Origin of the sequence: Rhizobium sp. WYJ-E13 (genome assembly GCF_018987265.1) — a bacterium.
Lineage (GTDB): Bacteria > Pseudomonadota > Alphaproteobacteria > Rhizobiales > Rhizobiaceae > Rhizobium.
In genome coordinates, this window is record NZ_CP076854.1 from 99,161 (window position 1) to 121,953 (window position 22,793).

Here is a 22,793-nt window from a genome sequence, read left to right on the forward strand (position 1 = left end):
GACAGCATGAACGACTTCAAAATGACCCGCCGCCATTTCGGCCTTCTCGCTGCCGGCGTTGCCGCAGCCTCCGCAATGCCCTTCGCTGCCCGTGCAGCAGCAGGCGAAACCGCGATCGCCGCGACCTTTCCGGGCAACTGGGAAGACGGCTATCGCAGCGTTCTCAGCCCACTCGTCAAGGAAGCCGGCTACAGCCTGACCATCGCCCCCTCGATGGCGCAGGACCAGCTTGCCAAGGTCATGGCGAGCCCCGGCAACCCGCCCTACGACACGCTGCTGATGTCGCCCGGCCAGATGGCCGTCGCCATCGAGAACGACATCATCCAGAAGATCGATCCGAGCCGCCTGAAGAACTGGTCGATGCTCGATCCGGCGTTCCAGGGTGAATACGGCCCGACCGTGACCATCGAAGTCAACGGCATTGCCTACAATCCCGACCTCGTGCCGCGCCCGAGGGGCTATCGCGACCTGTTCGAGAACAAGGCCTATAGCGGCCTCGTCTCCTGGACCGGTTTCGGCTCGAACACGGCCGTCATGGCTTATACGGAAATGGCGAAGATCTTCGGCTCGGGTCCGAACGACATGGATGCCGTCTTCAAGCTGTTCAAGGACCATCCTGAACATCTGAAGGGCGTCGTCGACAGCACCAACCACCAGATGACGCTGTTCCAGCAGGGCGAAATCGCGGTCTTCATGTGCTCGACCGGCAATGTCGCCCGCCTGAAGTCGATGGGCCTCAAGGCCGAATATGTCGCTCCGGAAACCGGCGCTCCGGCAGCGCCTGTCAACATCCACCTCACCAAGGGAGCAAAGAACCTCGATGCGGCCTATGCCTATATGGACGCCGCCATCTCCAAGGCTGCGCAGGACAAGCTGAAGCTGCCGCCGACCGAGATGTTTCCGACCAACAAGGACGTCGCGCTCACCCCTGAGATCGAGGCCTATGTGACCCGCGAGCAACTCGGCAACATGGTCTATCCAGACTGGGTCGCCATCAACAAGAACCGCGCCGACTGGATCCGCCAGTTCGACGCACTCGTGGCAGGCTGAGGAGTAGACGATGAAGGCGGGCGGTTTTCCATACGTTGTACCGATGCTGTTGCTCTCGGTGGCGTTCTTTGCGACGCCGCTCGCCGTTCTCGTTGGTTTCAGCTTCACAGGTCCTGAAGGGGCAACGCTAGCCAATTATATCAGGTTCTTCGGGGACGCGTTCAATTTTCGCGTCCTCATCAATACCGCACGGCTGGGGCTGGAGACAGTTCTCGCCACGACGCTGCTCGGCGTGCCGATCGCGCTTCTCTACTGGCACAGTGGCAAGACCGCACGGCAGGTGATCATCTTCCTGACGCTCATCCCAATGCTGACCAGCAATGTGGTGCGGACCTTTGCCTGGATCATCATCCTTGGGCGGCAAGGGCCGATCAGCCAGGCGCTTATGGGGCTCGGCCTGACCGGCAGCCCGATCAGCCTGATGTTCACAGAACTCGGTCTAGTCATGGCCATGTGCCAGATCGACCTGCCGTTGATCATCCTGCCGCTCGTCGCCATTCTGTCGCGCACGCCGGTTCAATATACCGAAGCGGCGCAGGTCTCCGGTGCCGGCCCGTGGCGCATCTTCGTGACCGTGCTCATCCCGCTCATGCTGCCGGGGTTGTTGGCCGGCTGGATTCTCGTCTTTGCCAGCACCAGCAGTTCCTTCGTCACGCAGGCCGTCATCGGCGGTGCGCGCAATGTCTATGTTCCGCAGCTCATCTACCGCGAGGTCGGCACGCTGTTCGACTGGCCTCTGGCCTCGGCGATTGCCGTCGTCCTGCTGCTCTCCACCGGCTGCCTGCTCGTCGCAATGACCATGATTTCCCGTCACAGGAGGCTTGTCGGCCATGGCTGATAGAAGCGAAAACCCGATCCCAGGTCTGCTCTACAAGCTCTTCGTCTTCGGTTTCGGCACTTTTGCCGTGATCTATCTGGTGGCGCCGATCGTCATTGCGCTCACCATGTCCTTCACCTCGGGCCAGACCCTGAAATACCCGCCCGAGGGCTGCTCACTCCGCTGGTACGAGGCGCTGCTCGATCCCGTCCGCTCGGCAACGGAACATGCTGCGGCCTTCAACTCGCTGAAGATCGCCGGCCTTGCGGTTCTCGGCTCGCTGCTCTTTGCCGTGCCCGCCACCATCGGCATGAGCCGGATGCGGAAGGGCACCGTCGGCGCCATCGAACCGCTGCTTCTGTCGCCGCTGGTGCTGCCAAGCCTCGTCTACGGTCTGGCGGCGTTGATCGTCGCCAACTTCGTCGGGGTACAACCCTCGCTCTGGCTGACAGTCGCCGGCCATGTCGTCGTCTTCGGGCCGCTAATGTACCGCGCCGCCTCTGTCGTCGCGCAAGGACTCAATCCTTCGCTCGCCGAGGCATCGACCGTCATGGGCGCGTCCTGGTTCACCACGCTTCGCCGGGTGACGCTGCCGCTGCTGATGCCGGGCATTCTCGCCGGCGCGTTCCTGGTCTTTATCCAGTCGCTGGACAACGTCTCGATCTCGCTCTTCCTCGCCGATGCCGAAACCACCGTCCTGCCGCTGCGCATGTTCGCGTTGATCGAGGAATCGCTCGACGTTCGCGTCGCCGCGATCTCGGGTATCCTCATCGGCCTCACCCTGATCGTCATGCTTGTCGCAAGGCGCGTTCTCGCGCCGCGGCAGGCCTTACCAACTCGACAATAATCTGGAAGGAAACACCCATGACCCCTAGCGCAAACAAGTCAGGCTCCTACCGCGTCGGATCGCTGCTCGCCGATTTCCAGCCGGACTTCGATTTCGATGCGCCTCTGCCGCTACCGGTCGAGGAGTTCGAGGATCGCTTGCGCCGCATCCGCCGTCAGGCCGTGGAAGCCGGGCATGATGCGTTGATCGTCCACACCGGCAGCGTCGGCTGGTTCCATGCCTCCAACCACTATCTGCGCTATATCTGCGACTGGATGCGCGAAGGCGTTCTGATCATACCCACAGACAGCGACAAGCCGCTGACGCTTCTGTCCTTCTTCACCCAGTCGGTGCTGCTGCCGCCGGGCGGTGAACCTGTTCTGGTCGAGGATATCTGGCAGATCGGCCCGATCGGCCGCGAATATGCCGACCGTCCGGGCGACAGCGTCGTCAAGACGGCGGAGAAATGCGCCGAACTCATCGCCGGCATGGGGCTCGGCAAAGCCCAGATCGGCCGAATCGGCGACCGGACGTCGCTGACCTTCTGGGCGGCACTCGATGAATTAATGCCGAAGACCAAATTCGTCGCCGACAACGCCATTCTCGACCGGATGCAGAAGGTCCGCTCGCCACGCGAGATCACCATGTTCCGCGCCGCAGCCCAGCTTATCAGCATCGCCACCCAGGCGGCCTTTCATGTGGCGAAGCCGGGCGTGACCGACCATGAGATCTACGCCGCCTTCACCCAGGCGCAGCTCACTTATGGCGGGGAGACCGGCGACGGCTACCAGATCGGCATCAACGAGTTCGGCACCCATTGCGGCAAGCCCTACGGCCATGTCGTGCGGCCGGGCGACCTGATCAATCTCTACGTCTCCAACATCACCTATCGCGGCTACACGGCCCAGACCGCCCGCATGATCGCGGTCGGCGCGATCACCAAGCGGCAGGAAGAGGTGCTCGCCGCCTGCACCGAGGGCGTCAAGCGGGCCGAAAAGCTGATCCGGCCCGGCGCCCTGATGCGCGACGTCAACAACGCCGCCTTCGAGCCGATCATCGAGCGTGGCATGCTGGCTTCGCCCGAGGCGCGCACCATGCCCTACAACTGGGCTCCGATGGATGACGGCAGCGCCCGCCTTATCCCGCACCAGTACCTTAAGAACATCGACTGGGAGGCCCAAGGGCGCAAGTTGATGCACGTCTACCCAGCGACCCACGGGCCGCATAATCCCAACCTCGGCCACTCGGTTGGCATGGCCGGCGGTCAGAACAGCTTCAACATCTCCTCCCACAATTACGACCTGATGGAAGAGGGCATGGTCTTTGTGCTCCACACGCAATGGCTCGAGCCGCTGTCGGCCGGCTGCAATGTCGGCGACATGTATGTCGTCACCAGGGATGGCTTCGAAAACCTGTCCCGTCACACTCCGCTTGAAACCCATCGCATTGCTGCCGAGGCCTGATATGTACGATCATACCCATTTCGACTTCTCAAGGCTCAACGAGCGCGAGCGCTACAAGATCCTGATCGGCACCGTGATCCCGCGCCCGATCGCGCTGGTGACGACCGTCAGCAAGGCCGGCCAGCCGAATGCCGGCCCCTTCAGCTTCTTCAACGTCCTGACCCACGATCCGGCTATCGTCGCGATCGGCGTCGAGAACTACGCCGACATGCGCTTCAACGATACCGCCCGCAACATCCGCGAGACCGGCGAGTTCACCGTCCACATCTGCGATGATGCGCTGGTGGATCAGATGGAGGTCTGCGCCATCAAGTTCGCCGCCGAGGTGAACGAGATGGACGAGGCGGGTCTTGCGACTGTGCCCGGCCGGATGGTGCGAAGCCCCCGCATCCTCGCGGCCCCGGCCGCACTTGAATGCCGGCGCCACACGACTCTGCAGGTCGGCCCGGCCCGCGAGATCATCCTCGGCGAGGTCGTCGGTGTCTTCGTTCGCAGCGATGCGGTCAACGCATCGAATCTGCATATCGACCAGCACCTGATGGACGCCGTCGGCCGTATGGGCGGTCACACCTATGCCCGAACGCGCGACCAGTTCGACATCAAGACGCTGACCCCTCAGGAGTGGGAAGGGCGTAAGGCGGGGGAGCAAGCAGCGGCAGAGTGAGGGCGCTCCGTGCATTCGTAATTATTGAGAGGTTTAGGGGTGAGGGACGTGGCTGGCCGCAGGGATCGAAGGTTCACATCCCATCAAGAGCTTAGGTAGGCGGATCGGCATCTTCTTGGGCATAGCCGGCCTGTACAAGCGACATTTCCCAAAGGCTGTGGCCGCTTTATTCACCGGCGCTGATTGCCGGCGGATTGCAGAAATCGCCCAGTGTAGCACAGCGGGCGTTTGCGTATCTGGAATCTGGTTGAAAGTGGTTGCAGGGACGCAGGCCTTCAGACGGTCGGACGGGTCTCCTACTCCATCGCCAGGATCATGTTGCGCACGACAGGGTAGATCTCCTTCTCCCAGCGGCGGCCGTTGAAGACGCCGTAATGTCCGACGTTGGCCTGCAGGTGGTGGCGCTTCAGGTGAGGGCGCAGCGAACGACAGAGGTCGTGGGCGGCGGAAGTCTGGCCCAGAGCGCAGATGTCGTCGCGCCCGCCCTCGACCGTCAGGAGTGCCGTGTTGCGGATCAGGCCAGGATCGACCTTGCGCCCGCGATGGGTATACTCGCCCATCGCCAGTTCGGCCTTCTGGAAGACGCGGTCGATCGTCTCGAGATAGAATTCTTCCGTAAGGTCGAGCACTGCGAAATATTCGTTGTAAAAGGTCTTGATCTTCCCGGCTTCCGCCGTCTCGCCCTTTGCCAGATGCTCGAAGAGCTTGCGATGGGCGGTCTGGTGGCGCTCGATGTTCATGCTCATGAAGGCGCTGAGCTGGACGACGCCCGGATAGACCCGCCGCCCGCCGCCGGCAAAGCGCAACGGAACGTAGCTGATCAGCGAATTCTCGAACCATGCGAGCGATTTCGAGACGGCGAGTTCGTTGACCTTCGTGGGGCTCTCGCGCGGGTCCACCGGACCGGCCATCAGCGTCATTGTTCTTGGCGTGGCGGGATGCCTAGCTTCCGACATCAAGGCAACCGCCACGAGCGCCTGAACGCAGGGCTGGCAGATGGCAAGGATATGTCCGCCGGGGCCGATCTCCTCCAGGAAGCGGATGATATAGTCCACGTAATCGTCCATGCCGAAGCGTCCGGCGGAAAGCGGGACGTCGCGGGCGTTGGCCCAGTCGGTGATATAGACGTCGTGGTCGCGCAGCAGCGTCTGCACCGTACCCCTTAGAAGTGTCGAGAAATGGCCGGAGAGCGGGGCGATGACGAGCACCCGTGGCCGTCTCGTATCGACATCCGCGGAAAAATGCAGCAGCTTGCCGAAAGGCAGATCGAGGGCTGTCTCCAGGGTGATCGGCACATCGCGATTGCCGATCGTTACCGATGTTATGGCGAAATCCGGACGTTCGTGGGTTAGCTGGAACCGGGAGATCATCTCCATCGCCGCCTCGAAGTAGCGGCTCAGGTCACCGCTCCAGAAGCTCGAGGAAAACATCTCGAGGCGTCGCGCCCAGTCGCGCATCGGGGCGAAGAGGTCTTCCTGGAACTGATAGGCTTGGTAGAGCATGACGCATCTCCTGCATCGCAACAGAATTTCGCGATGCAAAAATGCTAGTGCAATATTTCTTGCGATGCGAGAAGATTGTCTGCGAAAGCAATGTTGTTCGAAGGATGTGGGTAGGATGACGCAAGCGACATTGACGATTTCCTCGAAGAACTATTCCTCGTGGTCGCTGCGCGGCTGGCTCCTGTGCCGGATGGCGGGGCTAGATTTCACCGAAGTGCTCGTCGAACTGGATGACAATGCCCGCCAGGAGCTTCTGTTGCTTTCGCCTTCGGTGCTCGTCCCAAGGCTGACCCACGACGATGTCACTGTGTGGGATACGTTGGCGATTGCCGAATATCTGCACGAGATCGCTCCCAAGGCTGGCCTCTGGCCCGCCGCGCAGGCAATACGTGCCCGCTGCCGATCCGTCTCCGGCGAGATGCATTCGGGCTTCCACAATCTGCGTTCGGCACTGCCGATGAACTTGAAGTCAAGCACGAGAGCTTCAAGATCTTCTCGGGCGCGCGGCCGGATGTCGAGCGCGTCAAGACGATCTGGACCGAATGCCTGGATGCCAGCGGCGGCCCCTGGCTCTTCGGTGGTGCTCCGACCGTTGCCGACGCCATGTACGCGCCTGTCTGCACGCGTTTCCGCACCTATGCCGTGGAACTCGAACCGCAACTGGCAGCTTATGCCGAGACCGTCTTGTCCTGGCCGCTCATGATCGAATGGACGGACGGCGCGATTGCCGAACCGGACGAAATCGTCGAGCTGGAAGTGGAATTCTGAGGGGAGCGGGATTCGCCTGCCCAAACAGCAGTGGTTTTCGCGGAGTGCACAAGTTCAGATTGTGTCGTTTATGTTGCCGCGCAACTCATGCGGCGATCAGCAAATTTACCGATGACTTGGTCAACGCGCATGCGAAAGCGGCGGTTCGAATTGGTTCGACTGCAAGATCGTATCAAGATCGTGTAATGGCGAGGTCGGCGGTCCAGATCCCTCAAGAGCATTCAATCAGACTTGCCGTCATCCTGTGAAACTGAATATCGAACTGAATGAATTTCTTGCGCTGCTCAGCTTCGACGAAGCAACCGCTGACCAATGGCGGCAATAGCATCCTATCTCGGCGCCCCGTAACTTCGTAGGTATTCCGAGGATCAATAACGATCTCAGCCACGTCCGCGGACAGCCGCGCGGCGCATAGCCAACGCTGTTTGCGGGGGGGTGACAAAGTTGTCTCGGGTACTGATCTCTCAATCCTTTGCCAAAGTGTCAACCGTATCGACACGACTTCGACCGCGCCCATTTGAAAAATATCTAGGAGCGACGGCCGCGAAACCGATTGCGAACGTTATCCTCACGCTGCTCTTCCTTGATGTTCTGTCGGGGTGCTCCGGAGGGATTATGGATCCGCACGGCCCGACAACGGCAGCCGAACGCCAGATCCTTCTGAATTCCGTCGTGATCATGCTTTGCATCATCGTACCTGTTATCGCTGCCACGCTTCTGGTCGCGTGGTGGTATCGCGAGGGAAATCGCCAGGCCTGCTACCGTCCCGAATGGACCTATTCCGGAAAGGTCGAGATCGTCATCTGGGGCATTCCTGCGATGGTCATCATGCTGCTCGGCGGCATCGCATGGATCGGAAGTCACGAGCTGGACCCTGCACGTGCGCTGGACTCCCGCAAGACGCCGCTGAACGTCGAGGTGGTGGCGCTCGATTGGAAATGGCTTTTCATCTATCCCGACCAGGGATTGGCGAGCGTCAACCGGCTAGTCGTACCCGTTGGCAGGCCTGTCTCGCTCAAGATCACGTCGGCGACGGTGATGAATAGCTTCTTCGTCCCGCAGCTTGCGGGTCAGATCTATGCGATGTCCGGCATGACCACCCGACTCCACATGCTCGCCAACCGGCAGGGACAGTTCCAGGGACTATCGGCGCAATTTAGCGGCGACGGCTTTTCGGGAATGCGATTCAATGTCGATGCCGTCGAAACTGCCGAGTTCGACGGGTGGATTTCGAGCGTCCGGCAGGGCGGGCGCGCTCTCGACGCCGCCGGCTATGCCGAACTGGCCAGACCGAGTCCTAATGTCCAGCCGGTGACATTCGGAAACGTCGCCAGCGGTCTGTTCGACAACATCATTCATACGACGACGACCATGACCCAGGAAGACGCTGCCTTGGGCATTTGCCGCGGTGTCAGCTCGATTTCCAACGAAAGGCTATAGGATGCTGCTCGGCAGACTGACATGGGACGCAATTCCTTTTAATGAGCCAATTCCCCTTGTTACTTCCCTCGTTGTCATAATCGCCATTGCGGCAATCCTGGGCGTCATATCGATTAAAGGTCTCTGGCCTTACCTTTGGCGCGAGTGGATCACGTCGGTCGATCACAAGCGGATCGGCATCATGTATAGCATCCTCGGCCTGGTCATGCTGCTTCGCGGTTTCTCCGACGCGATATTGATGCGCTCACATCTCGCGTTCGCGGCGGGCGAGGGGCAGGGGTATCTTCCCCCCGATCACTACAACCAGATTTTCACGGCCCACGGCGCGATCATGATCTTCTTCGTCGCGATGCCACTTGTCATCGGCCTGATGAATTTCGTCGTGCCGCTCCAGCTTGGGGTGAGGGATGTCGCGTTCCCCACGCTCAATTCCGTGAGCTTCTGGCTGAGTGCGTCGGGAGCCCTGCTGATCAATCTCAGCCTGTTCGTCGGTAACTTCGCGCGGACCGGGTGGCTCGTCTACCCGCCGTTGAGCGAGCTGCAATTCTCGCCTGACGTCGGGGTGGACTACTACCTGTGGGCCGTTCAGATATCCGGGGTCGGAACACTGCTTTCTGCGGTCAATCTCGTCACGACGATATTGAAGCTGCGGGCACCCGGAATGAGCTACGGCAGAATGACGGTTTTCTGCTGGACCGCGCTGGCCTCCAATCTGGTCATGCTGGCCGTATTTCCGGTGCTGACCGCGACGCTGGCGATGCTGACGCTCGATCGGTATCTCGGTTTCCACTTCTTCACGAACGACGGAGGCGGAAGCGCCATGATGTTCGTGAACCTGATCTGGATCTGGGGGCATCCGGAAGTCTACATTCTGGTGCTGCCTGCATTCGGCGTATACTCGGAGGTCGTCTCGACATTCTCCAGCAAGCCTCTGTTCGGATATCGCACTATGGTGATCGCCACGATGGCGATCTGCGTTCTCTCCTGCATGGTTTGGCTCCATCATTTCTTCACGATGGGAGCGAGTGCGGACGTCAACGGCTTCTTCGGGATCATGACGATGATCATCGCGGTTCCGACCGGCGCCAAGATCTTCAACTGGCTCTTCACGATGTATGGCGGACGCGTCCGCTTCACCGTGCCGATGCTGTGGTCCATCGGCTTCATGGTCACCTTCGTGATTGGCGGGATGACGGGCGTGCTGCTTGCTATCCCACCCGTCGATTTCCAGCTTCACAATTCACTGTTCCTCGTCGCCCATTTCCACAATGTGATCATCGGCGGCGTCGTCTTCGGCATCTTTGCCGGCTACACCTACTGGTTTCCGAAGGCATTCGGGTTCAGGCTTCATGACGGATGGGGCAGAGCTGCGTTCTGGTTCTGGATCGTCGGCTTCTATATCGCGTTCATGCCGCTCTACGTTCTCGGTCTAATGGGCGCGACGCGCCGGATGCAGCACTACGAAGATCTCGGGTGGCAGCCCTACAACATTGTCGCGTTCATCGGAGCAATTTGTATTCTTATCGGCGTCGTCTGCCAGACAGTACAGCTGATCGTGTCCATTCTCCAGCGCCACAGCCTGAAGGATACGCTGGGCGACCCATGGGATGGCCGGTCGCTCGAATGGGCAACGACCTCACCGCCGCCCGCGTTCAATTTCGCTGTTCTGCCCAACGTAAAGGGCGAGGAGGCTTACTGGGGAATGAAGCAGCGGGCCATCGCTCAACAGCGCCTTGCGGAAGAGCCGGCCTATGAGAACATCGAGCTGCCACGCAATAGTCCGCTCGGGTTTACCATCGCCTTCTTCGGAAGTTTTGTCGGCTTTGCCCTGATCTGGCATATCTGGTGGCTGGCGATCATGGGCACGGCCGGAACTTTCGCTGCGTTTGTCGCCTTCGCCTGGCGTCGCGAGTCCGAAACGATAATCCCGGCCGGCGATATCGCGCGCTCTGACCGAGAGCGTCGCACATTGCTCGCGGCCGCTTTGGGCAGTATGCCGCCTCAGCGTATCGCGGAAGCCGCCTTCCAGAGGGGCGACCAGGATCCGCACCGCCTGGGACATAGAAAGAGCGCCGACGGCGACGCTGCCCCGATCTCGCCCTCGGCGTCCGGACCTGCCAGCAAGCATATCGTCGCTGGCTTCGGCTTCTGGCTGTTCCTTCTTTCGGACATCATCATGTTCTCGGCGTTGTTTGCCACATACGCCGTCCTCAAGAATGCGACGGCAGGAGGGCCGGCAGCCTCGCAATTGCTTGACATGCGCAACGTCGGCATCGAGACGGTGGTGCTCGTATTTTCGAGTTTCACTTGCGGCGTCGCGTCATTGGCGGCAAAGCACAAGTCGATCGCTGTCGCACAGCTGTCTCTCGTGGTCACCGGCATTCTCGGTCTCATCTTTCTCGTTCTCGAGGTCAGGGAGTTCAGTCATCTCCTTGCGATCGGGGCCGGGCCGGATCGTTCCGCTTTCCTGTCGGCGTTCTTCACCCTCGTCGGATGCCACGGTCTCCATGTGCTGGCCGGCCTGATCTGGCTGGCGGTCATGCTGATGCAGATCCGGGTGCGAGGTTTCCGCCCCGAGGTAGGCCGCCGGCTGATGTGCTTCAGCCTGTTCTGGCATGCCCTGGATATCATCTGGGTCGCGGTATTCACCCTTGTCTATCTTTACGGAGTGCTTCCATGACCGAGCATGACCAAACCACGACACCGAACGATCTGGCGCCCGGCGACGAGCATGACAGCTTTCTGTCGGGACTGACGACCAATGTCGTCGGATTGTTTCTGGCACTGCTGCTGACGGCGTTATCCTTCTGGATAGCACGCAGCGACTTTCTTTGGATGTCCGGAATACCCGTGGGCCTGGCGGTGCTGGCGATCGCCCAAATCGGCATCCATCTTGTTTTCTTTCTCCATATCACGACAGGCCCGGACAACACGAACAACGCGCTGGCGCTGGCATTTGGAATTCTGATCGTCTTCCTGATCGTCGTCGGATCGCTGTGGATTATGTCCAACCTGAACGGCAATCTTATGCCTATGGATCACATGATCCAGCCTTAATGATCTAAGCAGAGGCCCCAAGATTAAGGCGCAGTCAGAGCCCCAAGATATGGGGAATCATCGTTCAGTTTTAATGGCGGACGTGAGTGCGCCATCGGAGAAATATTCATGTTCGCAGAATTTCTGCCTGCTCTCTCGCGCGTTGATCTGGTCCCGAAAATCTGCGTGGCGTCGCTAACGCTGCTGTTCTTCTGTCTAAGCTTGGCCATCACCTTCGTGCGTCTTCGCACCAAGGTGCTTTTCTTCGGCGCCCCCGCCGATCCAACCAGCCTTTTGACGAAGCTGGTGCGGGCGCACGGGAACACAGCGGAATATGTCGGCTTACTCGCCGTCCTGATCCTGTCGCTTGGAGGCGGGACGAGATCCAATATTGTGACCGGGTTGATGGTGTTGGCATTGCTGGCTCGTCTGCTGTTCGTCTTCGCCATATTGAGATGCCGCAGCCTGGAGATTTTCGATCCGCTAAGAGCTCTCGCTGTAACGGGGACTTACGTAGCAGGCTTGGGTCTCGGAGTGGCGCTGCTCGTCTCGTGAAAAGCGATTGAATACCAACAGCGGGTACGCTCACGGCTCAGGAACCTATTCTGCATTCAGTGGCCTGCGTCAACTCCTACTCCGTAACGTACGTCTGCGGCCATGATCCCTTGAATATGCCGCGGGTGTACATCCTACACGATCGCGGAAGCGCCTGGTAAAGTGGCTCTGGTCGGCGAACCCCGTCATCAAAGCGATCTCTGCAAGCGGTATATTCGTATCGGTGATGAGTGACCGCGCCCGCTCGATCCTACTTTGCTCAACGAAATCGATTGGCGTCATCCCTGTGCTACGCTTGAACAGGCGGATGAAATGAAACCGGCTCACGTTGACAACCCCTGCGAGTTCCGCGAGCCCAATGGAACGATCGAGATTGTCTTCGATATATTCCGTCAGCCGCGTGATCTCATGTTTGCCAAGGCGAGCCTCGCCACTGCGCTCGACTGCCTCGAAAGTATTGTACGTTCGCAGAAGGTGGATAGCCAATGCAGCCGATAGAGTGTCAACCATCAACCTCTGGGTCGCGTGAGGGCTTTTTTGCGCCTCTAACAACAAGGTCAGCCCGAGATGCATGATCGTCGCGTCCCGTGCTTCGAAGACGTTGCGGAGTTCTACCGGTAAAGGTCCCCGCCAATCGCATTCCTCCGCCGCGTTGGCGACCAACGAAATGGGAATTCTGAGGCGTGCCGACTGGCCCGTGTCCCCTTCCCAGGTTGAGTCGTATCCCGCCGGCATAAGCAGCGACATTCCTGTCGACATGACCCCTCGATGCACTTTGCCTTCCCGAATTTGCGTCAACTTGGACGACCCGGAAGGGCAGAAGGTTATCATGTGATGGTCGAGTCCTGCATAGCTCTCGGAGATGTTGAAATGTGGGCTATGCACGTCCAGGGTGACGCCGCCCCAGCCTCGGTCGCGTGTTGTAATGACAGGCTTGTAAGGGCGGCGATGGAGAATATCGTCGATACTCAGCAGCGGTAGCGCTTCGTCCTGTGACGACAAACGACGAACGCCGTCGCTGGTGGCGTGTCTCATTTTGGCGTGCGGGTTAAACTTCATCGTAATGGCCCCCAGCGTGTTCTCGATTACAAAATAAGGTAATATTTTGAAAAGTACTATTTATTCCCGTTCGCTCCAAAGCGGTCTCAGGCGATGGGATTATGTCGGTTTTCGACATGCCAATAACGTTTAGTCATCGGCGCTTCTCCGCACGTCTACATGCACGCCCTTGTATGATGGAGTGCCAGATTTCCTGTCATGGTGATCAAGCGACACGACGACGTTAAGTTCGGGATAATACCCCGCGATCGATCCGACAGGAATGTTGTATTCTACCGCGGTAAGCCTTCGCGCGGCCCGCACATTTCCTTTTCCGAAACCGGCGTTGCCCGCACCAACCACATCGACTCTGTCGCCTTCTTTCAGACCTCTCGCCATGAGATCGATGCGGTTCATGAAGATGATATCTCGGCGCCCGAAGACGCCACGATATCGGTCATCAAGGCTATAGACGGTCGTGTTATACTGATCGTGACTCCGGATCGTCATGAGTACGAGAGCGCCGGGGTGGTTCAAAGCCGGATCCTCATCCAGACCGGATGACACGATAAAATTTGCCCTTCCATTGGCCGTGTTCCAAAGACGCTCCGAGGCGGCGACGGTGAGACGGAAGCCACCTTTCGCACGGACCCGTCGATTGAAATCTTGAAACTCGGGAAAGACAATCTCGATTTTGTCGCGGATCGCGTCGTAATTGGCGACCAGTCCGTCCCAGTCGATGCCGTATCGGTCACCCAGGGTAGCCTTCGCAATACCCGCAATGATCGACGGTTCCGAGCGGAGCTGGGGACTTGGCGGCCGAAGGAAGCCGCGAGAGGCGTGAACCATGGACATCGAGTCCTCGACCGTGGTCGATTGCGGCCCTCCAGCCTGGATATCGATATCGGTCCTGCCGAGGACAGGCAGCACGATCGTCGTCTTCGCGGTCAGGAGATGGGTTCGATTGAGCTTGGTCGCGAGATGGACGGCGAGATCGAGCTTCCGGATCGCGGGATAGGTGGCGTCCGGATCTGCCATCGCAACCGCGAAATTGCCTCCGAGGCAAATGAGTGCCTTCGAGCGTCCCGCGATGATGGCCTGCATGGTCTCCACGGCATTGTGGCCCTTGGCCGCTGGCGGCCGGAATCCGAAGGCACGCTCGATTCCGTCGAGGAGCGCCTGGTTCGGGATTTCCGTTATGCCGACCGTCCGATCACCCTGGACGTTCGAATGCCCGCGGATCGGAGCAATGCCTGCGCCCTGCCGGCCCATGTTGCCCCTGAGCAGAAGCAGGTTGGCGAGTTGCTGGACGTTGCCGGTCCCGTTGAGATGCTGTGTCAGGCCCATCCCGTAGCATGCAATGACGTTTTTCGCTTTCAGATAGACATCCACCGCACTCTCGATGGCTTCTCTCGTCAGGCCGGATACCGTCAGGATGGTCTCCCACGAGGTCGTTTCGATATTGCGTCGGAGTTCGTCGAAGCCAGCGGTGTGTTCGGCGATGAAGGCACGATCAAGGACCCCCGTGCCCCCCGAGCCAATGTCGGCGGCATCTCGTTCGAAGATCGATTTCATCATGCCCTTCAGGACGGCGAGATCCCCTCCGGCTCTGACCTGATGGTAGGCGGATGCGATGTCTGTCGATGAGAAGGTCGCCATCTCGATCGGGTTCTGCGGCGCGGCAAAACGCTCGAGCGCCCGTTCCTTCAGCGGATTGAAGACGATGATCGGCGTTCCGCGCCGCGCCGCGTCGTGAAGCGTTGTCATCATCCGGGGATGGTTAGTGCCGGGATTGTGCCCGAAACTGAAGATCGCATCGGCATGATCGAAGTCTTCCAGCGTCACCGTTCCCTTTCCGACCCCGATCGACTGCGGCAATCCCACGCTTGTCGCCTCATGGCACATGTTCGAGCAGTCCGGAAAGTTGTTGGTGCCATAGGCACGAACGAAGAGCTGGTAGAGGAATGCGGCCTCGTTGGAAGCCCTGCCGGACGTGTAGAATTCTGCCATGTTCGGGTCCGGTAGGGCGCGGAGGGCATCGCCGATCAGCACGAATGCCTCATCCCATCCTATCTGGCGATAGCGATCCGTACCGGCATCGTAGATCATCGGATCCGTCAGCCGTCCCTGATCTTCGAGCTTATGGTCCGGCCATTCCCACAGTTCGGATACAGGATGCTCACTGAAGAATTCAGGCGTTACACGTTTGGCTGTCGACTCCCATGTGATAGCCTTGGCACCATTTTCGCAGAATTCGAATGAGGACGTGTGCTTGGGATCCGGCCAGGCACAGCCGGGGCAGTCAAATCCCTCGGGCTGGTTTGCCTTGAGCAGCATCGCAGTGCCTTCTGCCACGACCTGCTGGTGCTTCAGTGTCTTCGCCACCGCGAGCAGGGCGCCCCAGCCACCAGCCGGTTCGCTATAGGTTTTTATGCCTTCAGGGCGTTTCTTCTTCATCGTTTTCACTCACGGTTGGGAGGCAGGCCAGGGCTAGCAGAGTCAAGAAGAACTGAAACGGGACTCCATGAGGTCCACTTCGCGGATCAGGCGGGAAGCGATTTCTTCAGGGAGCTGGTTGGAGCGGGCTGCCTTGTAGATTTCGATGCGTTCGGCGCGTATGGCCGCTAGATGGAGCTCGCGTTCGATATCCCTGATATCTGTGTCTTCGAGCTCGGTGGGGTCCGATGGCGCAGCGGAATGCTGACGATAGGCAGACAAGACTCTTGCCGCTGTGTCGCGATGGAGATCGTCGGCGAGGCCGGGAGCCAGCTCACGAAGTTTCTGTTCTACCGCGGAAATCGCTGCCTGTGTCGCCGCGGCGCGCGCCTGAACCTCTTCCTGGTGGACCTTGTATTGGGATTGAAGCCGCACGCCTTTGAGGACCATGGGAAGGCCGAGGTTTGCCACGACAAGCGATAGCACGATGACGCCGGCCGCAAGGAAGATGACAAGATCCCGCGATGGAAACGGCGATCCATTGTCGAGCGTGATCGGGAGCGCGAACGCGCCGGCCAATGTGACTGCGCCGCGGACGCCCGCAAGCGAGGTCGCCGCGACGAGCCTCCAGTGCGGCATTGCGAAACTGGCATCGGCCTTCGCTTCGCGAAACAGCAACATCCGCAATGTTACCCACGCCCAGGTCGCCCGCAGGACCAGAAGTGCAAGCAATATCGCGACGACGTAGATCGCGAGCCAGAAAGTGCCTGGATTTCCTGTCTCCTGCACGGCCTCCGATGCGGCGACAAAAATTGACGGAAGTTGCTGCCCTAGAACGACGAATATGGCACCGTTGCCGGCAAATTGGAGCGCGTCCCACACTGCCGCCCGCTGCAGCCGTGTGACTGGCAACGCTCGTCCCGATCGCTCTTCCCAACCCATAACAACGCCGGCGGCGACTGCTGCCAGGATTCCGGACGCGTCCGCCCGTTCCGCCAGCATATAGGCGGCGAAGGGAATCAAAAGGCTGATGAGGATCTGCGATCCGGTTTCCTCGCCGAAACGCCGTGATATCAAGTCCTTGCCCGTCGTGGCCACAAGCGCCACGGCCGCTCCAATCGCTACCCCTACGATGGCGATCCAGACAAACGTTGTCGATGCTTCCAGCAACGAGAAGGTGCCTGTCGTCGCGGCGGCGATCGCGAAGCGCATGCAAACCAGACCGGAAGCATCGTTGAGAAGCGACTCTCCTTCTAGGATGTGGATCAGCCGCTTTGTAATGGGTAACCGGCTCACGATGGCGGACACGGCGACCGCGTCCGTTGGCGAAATAGCTGATGCGAGAGCGAATGCGACGGCCAATGGCATGGACGGGATCATCCAGTGGATGAAAGTACCTGCTCCAAGGACCGTGAAAAACACCAGACCGAAAGCAAGAGCCGCGATCGTGCCCTTATCCCGCAGAAGACCCTCCTTGGGAGTTCGCCAGCCGTCAAGAAAGAGCAGGGGCGCGAGAAACAGAAGGAATGTCGGCGGATCAAGCTCTACACGAAGGTCAAATGCGAGCGCGGCGACAGCCCCGAGCAAGATCTGCACAAAAGGAATAGGAAGGCGGAGCGGCAGCATTCTCGCCAGGATACTGCTGACGACGACAAGGGCGATCAGAACAAGGCTAACGGCAATGGCTTCCACCCGATGTCCCTTATTTTACAGAGTTAATCGTTCGTTGTTGCCGGCACGACACACGTTCAATCAGTTGGATGGCGACGCGAAACCTTTCGGCTCAGCAGCGAGGCTATTCCCGCAAGCAAGGCTGCTGTTCCGAGGTTCCATCCGAGAACCATGATTGTCGCGTCCAGTGGATGAAACATGGCGAGCGCCGAGCAGGTGACCCCGGATACGGCCAGACTTCCAAGCAGTGTGACGCCGACCGGCCGGAGAAGCGCCGCGTAGCGAAGCATGGAGATCATCATCAGCGAGAGTGGAACGCTGGTCACAACAAGGGTGAGCAGGCACCCGGACGCCGCTTCAACTGTGACCGCGCTGGGCGGCAGATCGACCCATCCCGCAAAACATTGGTAGCCGATGGTGGACATCCAGACGACAAGGGCTGGAAGCGGCAACACCACCCAGAGCCTCGAGCGATCGGGCAGGCTGACGAAGAAGGTCGCGACCGCCGCCAGCATGCCCGTGACAAGCGACGACAGCATACCCGTTATGAACACTACATCCTTCAGCCGCTCGCCGAACTGGGGACGCGGACCATGGATTGCCGTCAGAAGCAGCATCAGTCCAAGCGCCATCAGCACCCACGCGGCCGAGCGGATCAGCGGCGGCCGAAGTCGCTTCACCGGTTTGACATTGTCCGCAAGAGAGCGGATCAGTTCGGCGGTCTCCATCAGCGGTCACCCCGATCCAACAGAATTCGCCGCAGGCTGTTGAGGGCGCGGTGCGTTGCCGTCTTCAGCGAATTGATCGACATGCCGCTTTCCTCAGAAGCGTCCTTCAGGGACATCTCCTCGAGCTTCAGCATCCTGATCGCCTGCCGTTGTGCAGGAGGGAGATCGTCGATCGCGCTGTGCAGTCGCACTCTGTTTGCGGTCTCCTCGACATTTTCTTGAGTCGTAACCGCGTCATGGTCTCGCGACAATGGATATTCCCGTGCGCGTTGACGTCCCTGCCGCCGAAGCCGGTCGATCGCGCGCCGGTTTGCTATTCCAAGGAGCCACGGCCCGAACGGTCGAGTAGGATCATAGGTTTCGCGGATCGAATGTACCGTGAGAAGAATGTCCTGCACGGTGTCTTCGATATCGCGGGAGTCCCGATGATATCTGGCAGATATGGCCCGAAGATAGGGCGCAATTTCCTGCAGCAGACGTAGATATGCGGCGGAATCTCCGGTCTGGGCGCGCGCCATGAGGATGGTCCAGTCCAGATCGAGGCGTTGCGCCCGTTCGGCTTCAGTGGCCGCCGATCCGGATGACACCAAAGTCAGTCGATCGCCGCGCTCTTCACTCATGAAAGGGTGCTGTCAGCGCGATGCCAAAGCTTGGCGATCAGGCAGTCGAGTGACATCGGACCAGCGCCCAAGGCCATGATCGCGAGTGCAATGGATGCCCAGTAGAGGTGGAAATTTGCCCACCCGTCCGGGAAGGTCAGCTGGATCACACCGGTCATGATAAGCAGGGCCGTGGCTGTGAATCGCGTGGCAAGGCCAGCGAGAAGAAGGAGCGGCAGAGCGATCTCCGCGATCGCCACGATGAATGCAGTGATATCGGGCGCCGGAAAGGGATATTCGCCGCCGAGGATGTGAAGTTTGAACTGCTCCTTGAAAAGGAACTGCGTGCCGGCCGAGATCGACAGGAAACCGTCCCACCGCGTGAAGCCGGACCGGAAAAAGGGGAGCGCCAGGGCGATCCTGAGAACGGGAGGAGCCACTGCATGGCCGATGCGAGCGATCATTGCCGAGACGGCCTCGATGAAGGTGCCGAGTCCTCGTTGCCGATGTTGCGAGATGGTCATTAAACGTCCTCGAAGAGCGGCCTGCCGCCAGGTGACAGGCCGTATGTGATAAAAGCTCTCGTGGTCATGAGCGCCGACAGACAGCTGGACAGGTCGAACGCAGTGTCCTCGCTCATCGCATCCTTCATCGCCTCGATGATCGTTTCTCCCGTCGCGATGCTTTCCACGAACCGGACAGCGCTCGATCGCAGAGGTCGCACTTCGACGTCCGCCCCGGAGCGGATGATGAATGCGTTTTCCCCGCCCTGTCGCAGACTGATCTCGCCGACCGGTCCTTCCGATACATTCATCTGCCAGATGCTCACCGCCGGAAACGTCGATCGCACAAGTCTGCATGACGGATGCAGGATGACGCGTACATTGGGCAGATCCTCCGCCGCGATATGCGTGAAGACCTCCGGATCGAGGGGCTCCACATCAGGGGAATGATAGGCTTCGACCCACGCCCTTTCGATCCTCGCGACATCGGCCAGATAGGGGACCGAGCCGGCCGGCTCGAAGGTTCCGATGAATTCGGGAAAAGTCGCACCGTAGTCCAGCATGATGGGGCTGCGCGGCGGCCGCACCGCGACGTAAATCCGCGCCATCGCCGCGAAGAATTCGTCGCCGACGATCCTGGCGACGGCAGGATAGGCGTCCCGCAGCGTGGATGTCAGGCCCGCAACGACGTTGTTGCGATAGACGTTGAAACGCCGCTGGCTTGGCAGACCGTCGGGCCCGACCAGTCCGACAGGGACCGGCCGCTCTGGATCGAGCAGGGCCAAGGCGAATTCCCGCAATCTGTTGGTCAGTGCGTCCGACACGATCATGAATGTCGCCCACGCGAGACGACATTCGTCCACAGCCGGCGCAGGCTCTCCAAGCCGCCGGCGGTCGAGCTCCACAGCGTCGCATCGCCGACAAGGAGATCGCCTTTGAAGACACCACGCTTCGACTGCAAAAGAGCGTCAAGTGTAAACCGTCCGTCACGCGTGAACGGATGGGACGGTGCGTTCGGATCGATGGGCTGACGAGCAAGCACGCTCATCTTGTCGATTGCTTCGCCGAACCTTTCCATATGCGGGAGGTGCGGGTGCAGATTGAAGGTTTCAACGCGCGAAAGCAGGCCGAGCCGGTCCAGTTGATGTTCTGCGACAATCGGTGCCGGGGAGCCGTCCGGCAGCGCCGCCGGGTGAAGGCCGAACCGGTTCTCGATCGGTGTGCCCAGGCCGGCAAGCAGGGTTCGCGCAAATCCGCCAAATCGCTGCTGGGGTGGAATGGTCCTGTCGCCGTGGTGGAGGAAATGCTCGGTCTGGACTTCGGTCCGATCGGCCGGGGAAGCGTCATCGACATCACCGATGTCGTGATGGGGGCAGACGAACATGAGATTCCCCGGCTTGTCCAGAAACGAACGCGCAGCGGCAATCTCGTCTGCGCCGGCATGCTGGCCGCTTCTGATCGAATCGAAGCTGATGACGATCAGCGTATCGACATCGTCCAGCGGCAGATCGCTTAGCCTGCGGATCGTGCCGCTGCCGTCCCCGCGTTCGACCTGTTCGACGCCGGTGCCGGTTACTTCCGTGGCTGTCTCCACGAACTCGACGAAATTCCTCTTCAGAATCTGGTCCATGAAGCCGGCGATCCCCTGATCGAAGCGATCGGGATCGGCCAACTCTTCGTAATGCGGAAACAGAATTCGCCGGGTTTCGAAAAGCGAGGGGAATCGATTGTCGATAATCCCGAGCGGCGCTTCGATTTCGTCTGTGCGGTCCCACGTATAGTAAACCGCCACCTTGTGATTAACCATGAGATTTATTCTCCGCAGCGAGGTCCATGCAAGTCATTCCGCCGCTGGGCGGCTGTCGATGAGGCCGATCGCATTCATCAGATTTTCAGCTCGCTTGGCTTCTGCCGCGAGCACCGGCCAGGAAGGAACGTTGGCGTCCCACTCGATCAGTGTCGGCACCGGGCCGAGGCGTTCCAGCGCGTGTGCGTAAAGCGCCCATACGAGGTCATCGACAGGGCGGTCATGGGTATCGATGAGTAGCGGCCTTTCCGCCTCGTCCTTTTCCGTGGCATGGCCGGCGAGATGAATTTCGGCCACATGGTAGAGTGGATAGGCGTCGATATACTGAAAGGGATCCCAGAGCTGGTTCGCTGACGCTACATGGACGTTATTGACGTCGAGGAGCAGGCCACATCCGGTACGGCGGGCGATCTCGGCGATAAAATCGGTCTCGGAATAGGTGCTTTCGGAAAAGGTGAGATAGGTCGAGGGATTCTCAAGGAGCATCTGCCTGCCGAGTGTCTCCTGCACTTCGTCGATATGCTCCACCACCCGCCGCAGGGTCTCGGACGTGTAGGGCACTGGCAAGAGATCGTTGAAGAAATCGACGTCGTGCGTCGACCATGCGAGATGCTCTGAAAAAAGCGAAGGCTCGTACCGCTCGACAAGGCTCTTCAGCCGTCTCAGGTGATCCTTGTCGAGAGGCCGTGCCCCGCCGATGGAAAGACCGACCCCGTGAAGCGAAAGGGGATATCGCTCGCGGATTGCCGAAAGGTACCGGTGTGGCGGTCCGCCATCGCCCATATAGTTCTCGGCATGAACCTCGAAGAAGCCGATATCCGGCGAGGTGTCGAGTATGAGCCGATAGTGCTCGGCCTTCAGGCCGACGCCCGCGCGTCCGTGCATGGCTGTCTTTGGAAAGCGACTCATTGAAGATGTCATTCGTTCCACTCCCGTTGCACTCGGCTGGCCGGCCCCGCCGAGCGGGACCGGCTTTCTTTCACATCATGCCTTGGGAGTGAGGCTGCCTGCGCCGTTCGGCGTGGACATCGTCGTGCAGGTGCCCTTCGGCACGAGCTTGAAAGCGTTGCCCTGATAATCCACCGTGCTTGTTCCTGCGCAGGTCGTGCCGGCACCGGCGTAGCAATCGTTCTGGCCCTTCAGTGCCGTGCCGAAGCATGGCTCCACCTTGCCGGACTTCACGAGTGCGGTATGTTCCGCCTGGATTTTCTTCTGAGCGGCGGTGAATTCTTCCGCGCTTGCAGGAGAAGTGGCGAGCGCACCGACTGCGCTTGCGAAGGCACCGATGACGAACGTCGAGAGCATACGATTGGACATTGCTTTCTCCATTTGATTGAACCAGACCACGGTCTGGAGTGGCGATTAGCGCCGGTTTGAAGGTTCGCTGCATCGGCCGAAAAGGTTACGCCGCCGCCGCAATTATTTTCTGAGCTAGGTTTTCGAAGCAGTTATCGTCGCCGCGTGAACAACCGGCGGCTCGGCCAAATGCGGCGGAACGGTCGCGAAGATTTGTTTGGCTGCCTCGCCGCTCAGGTGAGCGGTTCGGCTTGCCGTGTTCGCGAACAGATCGACAACGAACACGAGATCCGGATCGGCCTCCGAACGCAGGACCAGCCACGTCAATGTGCCGGGCTCTTGCTCGACGTGAGGCAGCGCGTTTGCGATCAGCCTCGCGACATCCTCACCCCGTCCGGGCTTTGCCTTGAAGGGTATCACCCCGGCAACATTGCTCACTTCCCACCCCCTTTCTCTTTCCTGGACTTCGTCGCAGGTGTTTGAGGAGGTTAGGAAACGCTCTCGGTTCCGTATTGTATGGCGTTGCTTTCGTTGGCCGGTCGTTGCGCGCTGCTCCGCTTCAGGCGCGTGTTTGAGACCCGGAAACCGCCGCCT

Annotated in this window: 21 protein-coding genes and 2 pseudogenes; 11 read left to right on the plus strand and 12 right to left on the minus strand. The window is 59.8% G+C overall.

Annotated features, from left to right (window positions below; translation table 11 throughout):
• Positions 1–6 precede the first annotated feature (6 nt).
• The 5 genes from KQ933_RS22000 to KQ933_RS22020 are packed head-to-tail and all read left to right on the plus strand — an operon-like array spanning position 7 to position 4,820.
• Positions 7–1,050 carry a PotD/PotF family extracellular solute-binding protein gene (locus tag KQ933_RS22000; RefSeq protein ID WP_216759984.1) on the plus strand — a complete coding sequence of 348 codons (1,044 nt, stop codon included), beginning with the start codon at positions 7–9 and terminating at the stop codon, positions 1,048–1,050.
• A 10-nt stretch (positions 1,051–1,060) separates the two neighbouring features.
• Positions 1,061–1,888 (plus strand): ABC transporter permease, encoded by an 828-nt coding sequence (locus tag KQ933_RS22005; RefSeq protein WP_216759985.1) that lies wholly within the window; start codon positions 1,061–1,063, stop codon positions 1,886–1,888.
• Entirely contained in the window at positions 1,881–2,714 is an 834-nt protein-coding gene (locus KQ933_RS22010) for an ABC transporter permease (RefSeq protein WP_216759986.1), read from the plus strand. Before KQ933_RS22005 ends, KQ933_RS22010 begins: the two co-directional genes overlap by 8 nt.
• A gap of 17 nt (positions 2,715–2,731) precedes the next feature.
• Positions 2,732–4,156: a Xaa-Pro peptidase family protein gene (locus KQ933_RS22015; protein ID WP_216759987.1), complete on the plus strand. Its 1,425-nt coding sequence runs from the start codon at positions 2,732–2,734 to the stop codon at positions 4,154–4,156.
• 1 nt (position 4,157) lies between these two features.
• Positions 4,158–4,820, plus strand: a complete 663-nt coding sequence (locus KQ933_RS22020) for a flavin reductase family protein (protein WP_216759988.1) — start codon at positions 4,158–4,160, stop codon at positions 4,818–4,820.
• A gap of 296 nt (positions 4,821–5,116) precedes the next feature.
• Here KQ933_RS22020 and KQ933_RS22025 read toward each other — a convergent pair whose 3' ends face one another.
• Complete coding sequence (locus KQ933_RS22025) at positions 5,117–6,322, minus strand: polyhydroxyalkanoate depolymerase (protein ID WP_216759989.1); 1,206 nt, start codon at positions 6,320–6,322, stop codon at positions 5,117–5,119.
• 115 nt (positions 6,323–6,437) lie between these two features.
• Between KQ933_RS22025 and KQ933_RS22030 the strand changes: the two are divergent.
• From KQ933_RS22030 to KQ933_RS22050, 6 genes and pseudogenes are all read left to right on the plus strand, one after another.
• A pseudogene (locus KQ933_RS22030) lies at positions 6,438–7,090 on the plus strand (glutathione S-transferase).
• A 615-nt stretch (positions 7,091–7,705) separates the two neighbouring features.
• Positions 7,706–8,530, plus strand: a complete 825-nt coding sequence (gene cyoA, locus KQ933_RS22035) for a ubiquinol oxidase subunit II (protein WP_216759990.1) — start codon at positions 7,706–7,708, stop codon at positions 8,528–8,530.
• Positions 8,531–8,534: 4 nt separating this feature from the next.
• Positions 8,535–10,526, plus strand: a pseudogene (cyoB, locus tag KQ933_RS22040) (cytochrome o ubiquinol oxidase subunit I); the annotation flags it as partial.
• A 180-nt stretch (positions 10,527–10,706) separates the two neighbouring features.
• Positions 10,707–11,210: a cytochrome c oxidase subunit 3 gene (locus KQ933_RS33500; RefSeq protein ID WP_253958446.1), complete on the plus strand. Its 504-nt coding sequence runs from the start codon at positions 10,707–10,709 to the stop codon at positions 11,208–11,210.
• Positions 11,207–11,587: a cytochrome o ubiquinol oxidase subunit IV gene (gene cyoD / locus KQ933_RS22045; protein WP_216759992.1), complete on the plus strand. Its 381-nt coding sequence runs from the start codon at positions 11,207–11,209 to the stop codon at positions 11,585–11,587. The genes KQ933_RS33500 and cyoD overlap by 4 nt, the downstream gene beginning before the upstream one ends.
• A gap of 108 nt (positions 11,588–11,695) precedes the next feature.
• A complete protein-coding gene (locus KQ933_RS22050) occupies positions 11,696–12,121 on the plus strand; it encodes an MAPEG family protein (RefSeq protein WP_216759993.1) in 426 nt (141 codons plus the stop codon).
• A gap of 69 nt (positions 12,122–12,190) precedes the next feature.
• On the opposite strand, the gene KQ933_RS22055 is transcribed toward KQ933_RS22050, so the two are convergent.
• From KQ933_RS22055 to KQ933_RS22105, 11 genes are all read right to left on the minus strand, one after another.
• Positions 12,191–13,180 carry an AraC family transcriptional regulator gene (locus tag KQ933_RS22055; RefSeq protein ID WP_253958386.1) on the minus strand — a complete coding sequence of 330 codons (990 nt, stop codon included), beginning with the start codon at positions 13,178–13,180 and terminating at the stop codon, positions 12,191–12,193.
• Between the two features lie 129 nt (positions 13,181–13,309).
• Positions 13,310–15,616 carry an FdhF/YdeP family oxidoreductase gene (locus KQ933_RS22060; RefSeq protein WP_216759994.1) on the minus strand — a complete coding sequence of 769 codons (2,307 nt, stop codon included), beginning with the start codon at positions 15,614–15,616 and terminating at the stop codon, positions 13,310–13,312.
• A 42-nt stretch (positions 15,617–15,658) separates the two neighbouring features.
• A complete protein-coding gene (locus KQ933_RS22065) occupies positions 15,659–17,221 on the minus strand; it encodes a Na+/H+ antiporter (protein ID WP_367882551.1) in 1,563 nt (520 codons plus the stop codon).
• A gap of 122 nt (positions 17,222–17,343) precedes the next feature.
• Entirely contained in the window at positions 17,344–17,994 is a 651-nt protein-coding gene (locus KQ933_RS22070) for an NrsF family protein (protein WP_216759996.1), read from the minus strand.
• The gene (locus KQ933_RS22075; protein WP_216759997.1) at positions 17,994–18,614 is read right to left on the minus strand and encodes an RNA polymerase sigma factor; all 621 of its coding nucleotides are present in this window, start codon (positions 18,612–18,614) and stop codon (positions 17,994–17,996) included. Before KQ933_RS22075 ends, KQ933_RS22070 begins: the two co-directional genes overlap by 1 nt.
• Positions 18,611–19,057, minus strand: coding sequence for a DoxX family protein (locus KQ933_RS22080; RefSeq protein ID WP_253958447.1), 447 nt, complete (start codon positions 19,055–19,057; stop codon positions 18,611–18,613). Before KQ933_RS22080 ends, KQ933_RS22075 begins: the two co-directional genes overlap by 4 nt.
• A 59-nt stretch (positions 19,058–19,116) precedes the next feature.
• Positions 19,117–19,926 (minus strand): DUF2063 domain-containing protein, encoded by an 810-nt coding sequence (locus KQ933_RS22085; RefSeq protein WP_216759999.1) that lies wholly within the window; start codon positions 19,924–19,926, stop codon positions 19,117–19,119.
• Positions 19,923–20,903: a hypothetical protein gene (locus KQ933_RS22090; RefSeq protein WP_216760000.1), complete on the minus strand. Its 981-nt coding sequence runs from the start codon at positions 20,901–20,903 to the stop codon at positions 19,923–19,925. Before KQ933_RS22090 ends, KQ933_RS22085 begins: the two co-directional genes overlap by 4 nt.
• 33 nt (positions 20,904–20,936) lie before the next feature.
• On the minus strand, positions 20,937–21,824 hold the full coding sequence (locus KQ933_RS22095; protein WP_253958387.1) for a DUF692 domain-containing protein: 888 nt from the start codon (positions 21,822–21,824) through the stop codon (positions 20,937–20,939).
• A 63-nt stretch (positions 21,825–21,887) separates the two neighbouring features.
• Positions 21,888–22,220 carry a DUF2282 domain-containing protein gene (locus KQ933_RS22100; RefSeq protein ID WP_216760001.1) on the minus strand — a complete coding sequence of 111 codons (333 nt, stop codon included), beginning with the start codon at positions 22,218–22,220 and terminating at the stop codon, positions 21,888–21,890.
• Positions 22,221–22,334: 114 nt separating this feature from the next.
• Positions 22,335–22,637: a putative quinol monooxygenase gene (locus KQ933_RS22105; protein ID WP_216760002.1), complete on the minus strand. Its 303-nt coding sequence runs from the start codon at positions 22,635–22,637 to the stop codon at positions 22,335–22,337.
• Between the last annotated feature and the right edge of the window lie 156 nt (positions 22,638–22,793).

Excerpts from the sequence above, each read along its gene's own strand:
- KQ933_RS22000 (WP_216759984.1), top strand. The coding sequence starts at position 7 with ATGAACGACTTCAAAATGACCCGCCGCCATTTCGGCCTTCTCGCTGCC.
- KQ933_RS22005 (WP_216759985.1), top strand. The coding sequence starts at position 1,061 with ATGAAGGCGGGCGGTTTTCCATACGTTGTACCGATGCTGTTGCTCTCG.
- KQ933_RS22010 (WP_216759986.1), top strand. The coding sequence starts at position 1,881 with ATGGCTGATAGAAGCGAAAACCCGATCCCAGGTCTGCTCTACAAGCTC.
- KQ933_RS22015 (WP_216759987.1), top strand. The coding sequence starts at position 2,732 with ATGACCCCTAGCGCAAACAAGTCAGGCTCCTACCGCGTCGGATCGCTG.
- KQ933_RS22020 (WP_216759988.1), top strand. The coding sequence starts at position 4,158 with ATGTACGATCATACCCATTTCGACTTCTCAAGGCTCAACGAGCGCGAG.
- KQ933_RS22025 (WP_216759989.1), bottom strand. The coding sequence starts at position 6,322 with ATGCTCTACCAAGCCTATCAGTTCCAGGAAGACCTCTTCGCCCCGATG.
- cyoA (WP_216759990.1), top strand. The coding sequence starts at position 7,706 with ATGGATCCGCACGGCCCGACAACGGCAGCCGAACGCCAGATCCTTCTG.
- KQ933_RS33500 (WP_253958446.1), top strand. The coding sequence starts at position 10,707 with ATGTTCTCGGCGTTGTTTGCCACATACGCCGTCCTCAAGAATGCGACG.
- cyoD (WP_216759992.1), top strand. The coding sequence starts at position 11,207 with ATGACCGAGCATGACCAAACCACGACACCGAACGATCTGGCGCCCGGC.
- KQ933_RS22050 (WP_216759993.1), top strand. The coding sequence starts at position 11,696 with ATGTTCGCAGAATTTCTGCCTGCTCTCTCGCGCGTTGATCTGGTCCCG.
- KQ933_RS22055 (WP_253958386.1), bottom strand. The coding sequence starts at position 13,180 with ATGAAGTTTAACCCGCACGCCAAAATGAGACACGCCACCAGCGACGGC.
- KQ933_RS22060 (WP_216759994.1), bottom strand. The coding sequence starts at position 15,616 with ATGAAGAAGAAACGCCCTGAAGGCATAAAAACCTATAGCGAACCGGCT.
- KQ933_RS22065 (WP_367882551.1), bottom strand. The coding sequence starts at position 17,221 with ATGCTGCCGCTCCGCCTTCCTATTCCTTTTGTGCAGATCTTGCTCGGG.
- KQ933_RS22070 (WP_216759996.1), bottom strand. The coding sequence starts at position 17,994 with ATGGAGACCGCCGAACTGATCCGCTCTCTTGCGGACAATGTCAAACCG.
- KQ933_RS22075 (WP_216759997.1), bottom strand. The coding sequence starts at position 18,614 with ATGAGTGAAGAGCGCGGCGATCGACTGACTTTGGTGTCATCCGGATCG.
- KQ933_RS22080 (WP_253958447.1), bottom strand. The coding sequence starts at position 19,057 with ATGATCGCTCGCATCGGCCATGCAGTGGCTCCTCCCGTTCTCAGGATC.
- KQ933_RS22085 (WP_216759999.1), bottom strand. The coding sequence starts at position 19,926 with ATGATCGTGTCGGACGCACTGACCAACAGATTGCGGGAATTCGCCTTG.
- KQ933_RS22090 (WP_216760000.1), bottom strand. The coding sequence starts at position 20,903 with ATGGTTAATCACAAGGTGGCGGTTTACTATACGTGGGACCGCACAGAC.
- KQ933_RS22095 (WP_253958387.1), bottom strand. The coding sequence starts at position 21,824 with ATGACATCTTCAATGAGTCGCTTTCCAAAGACAGCCATGCACGGACGC.
- KQ933_RS22100 (WP_216760001.1), bottom strand. The coding sequence starts at position 22,220 with ATGTCCAATCGTATGCTCTCGACGTTCGTCATCGGTGCCTTCGCAAGC.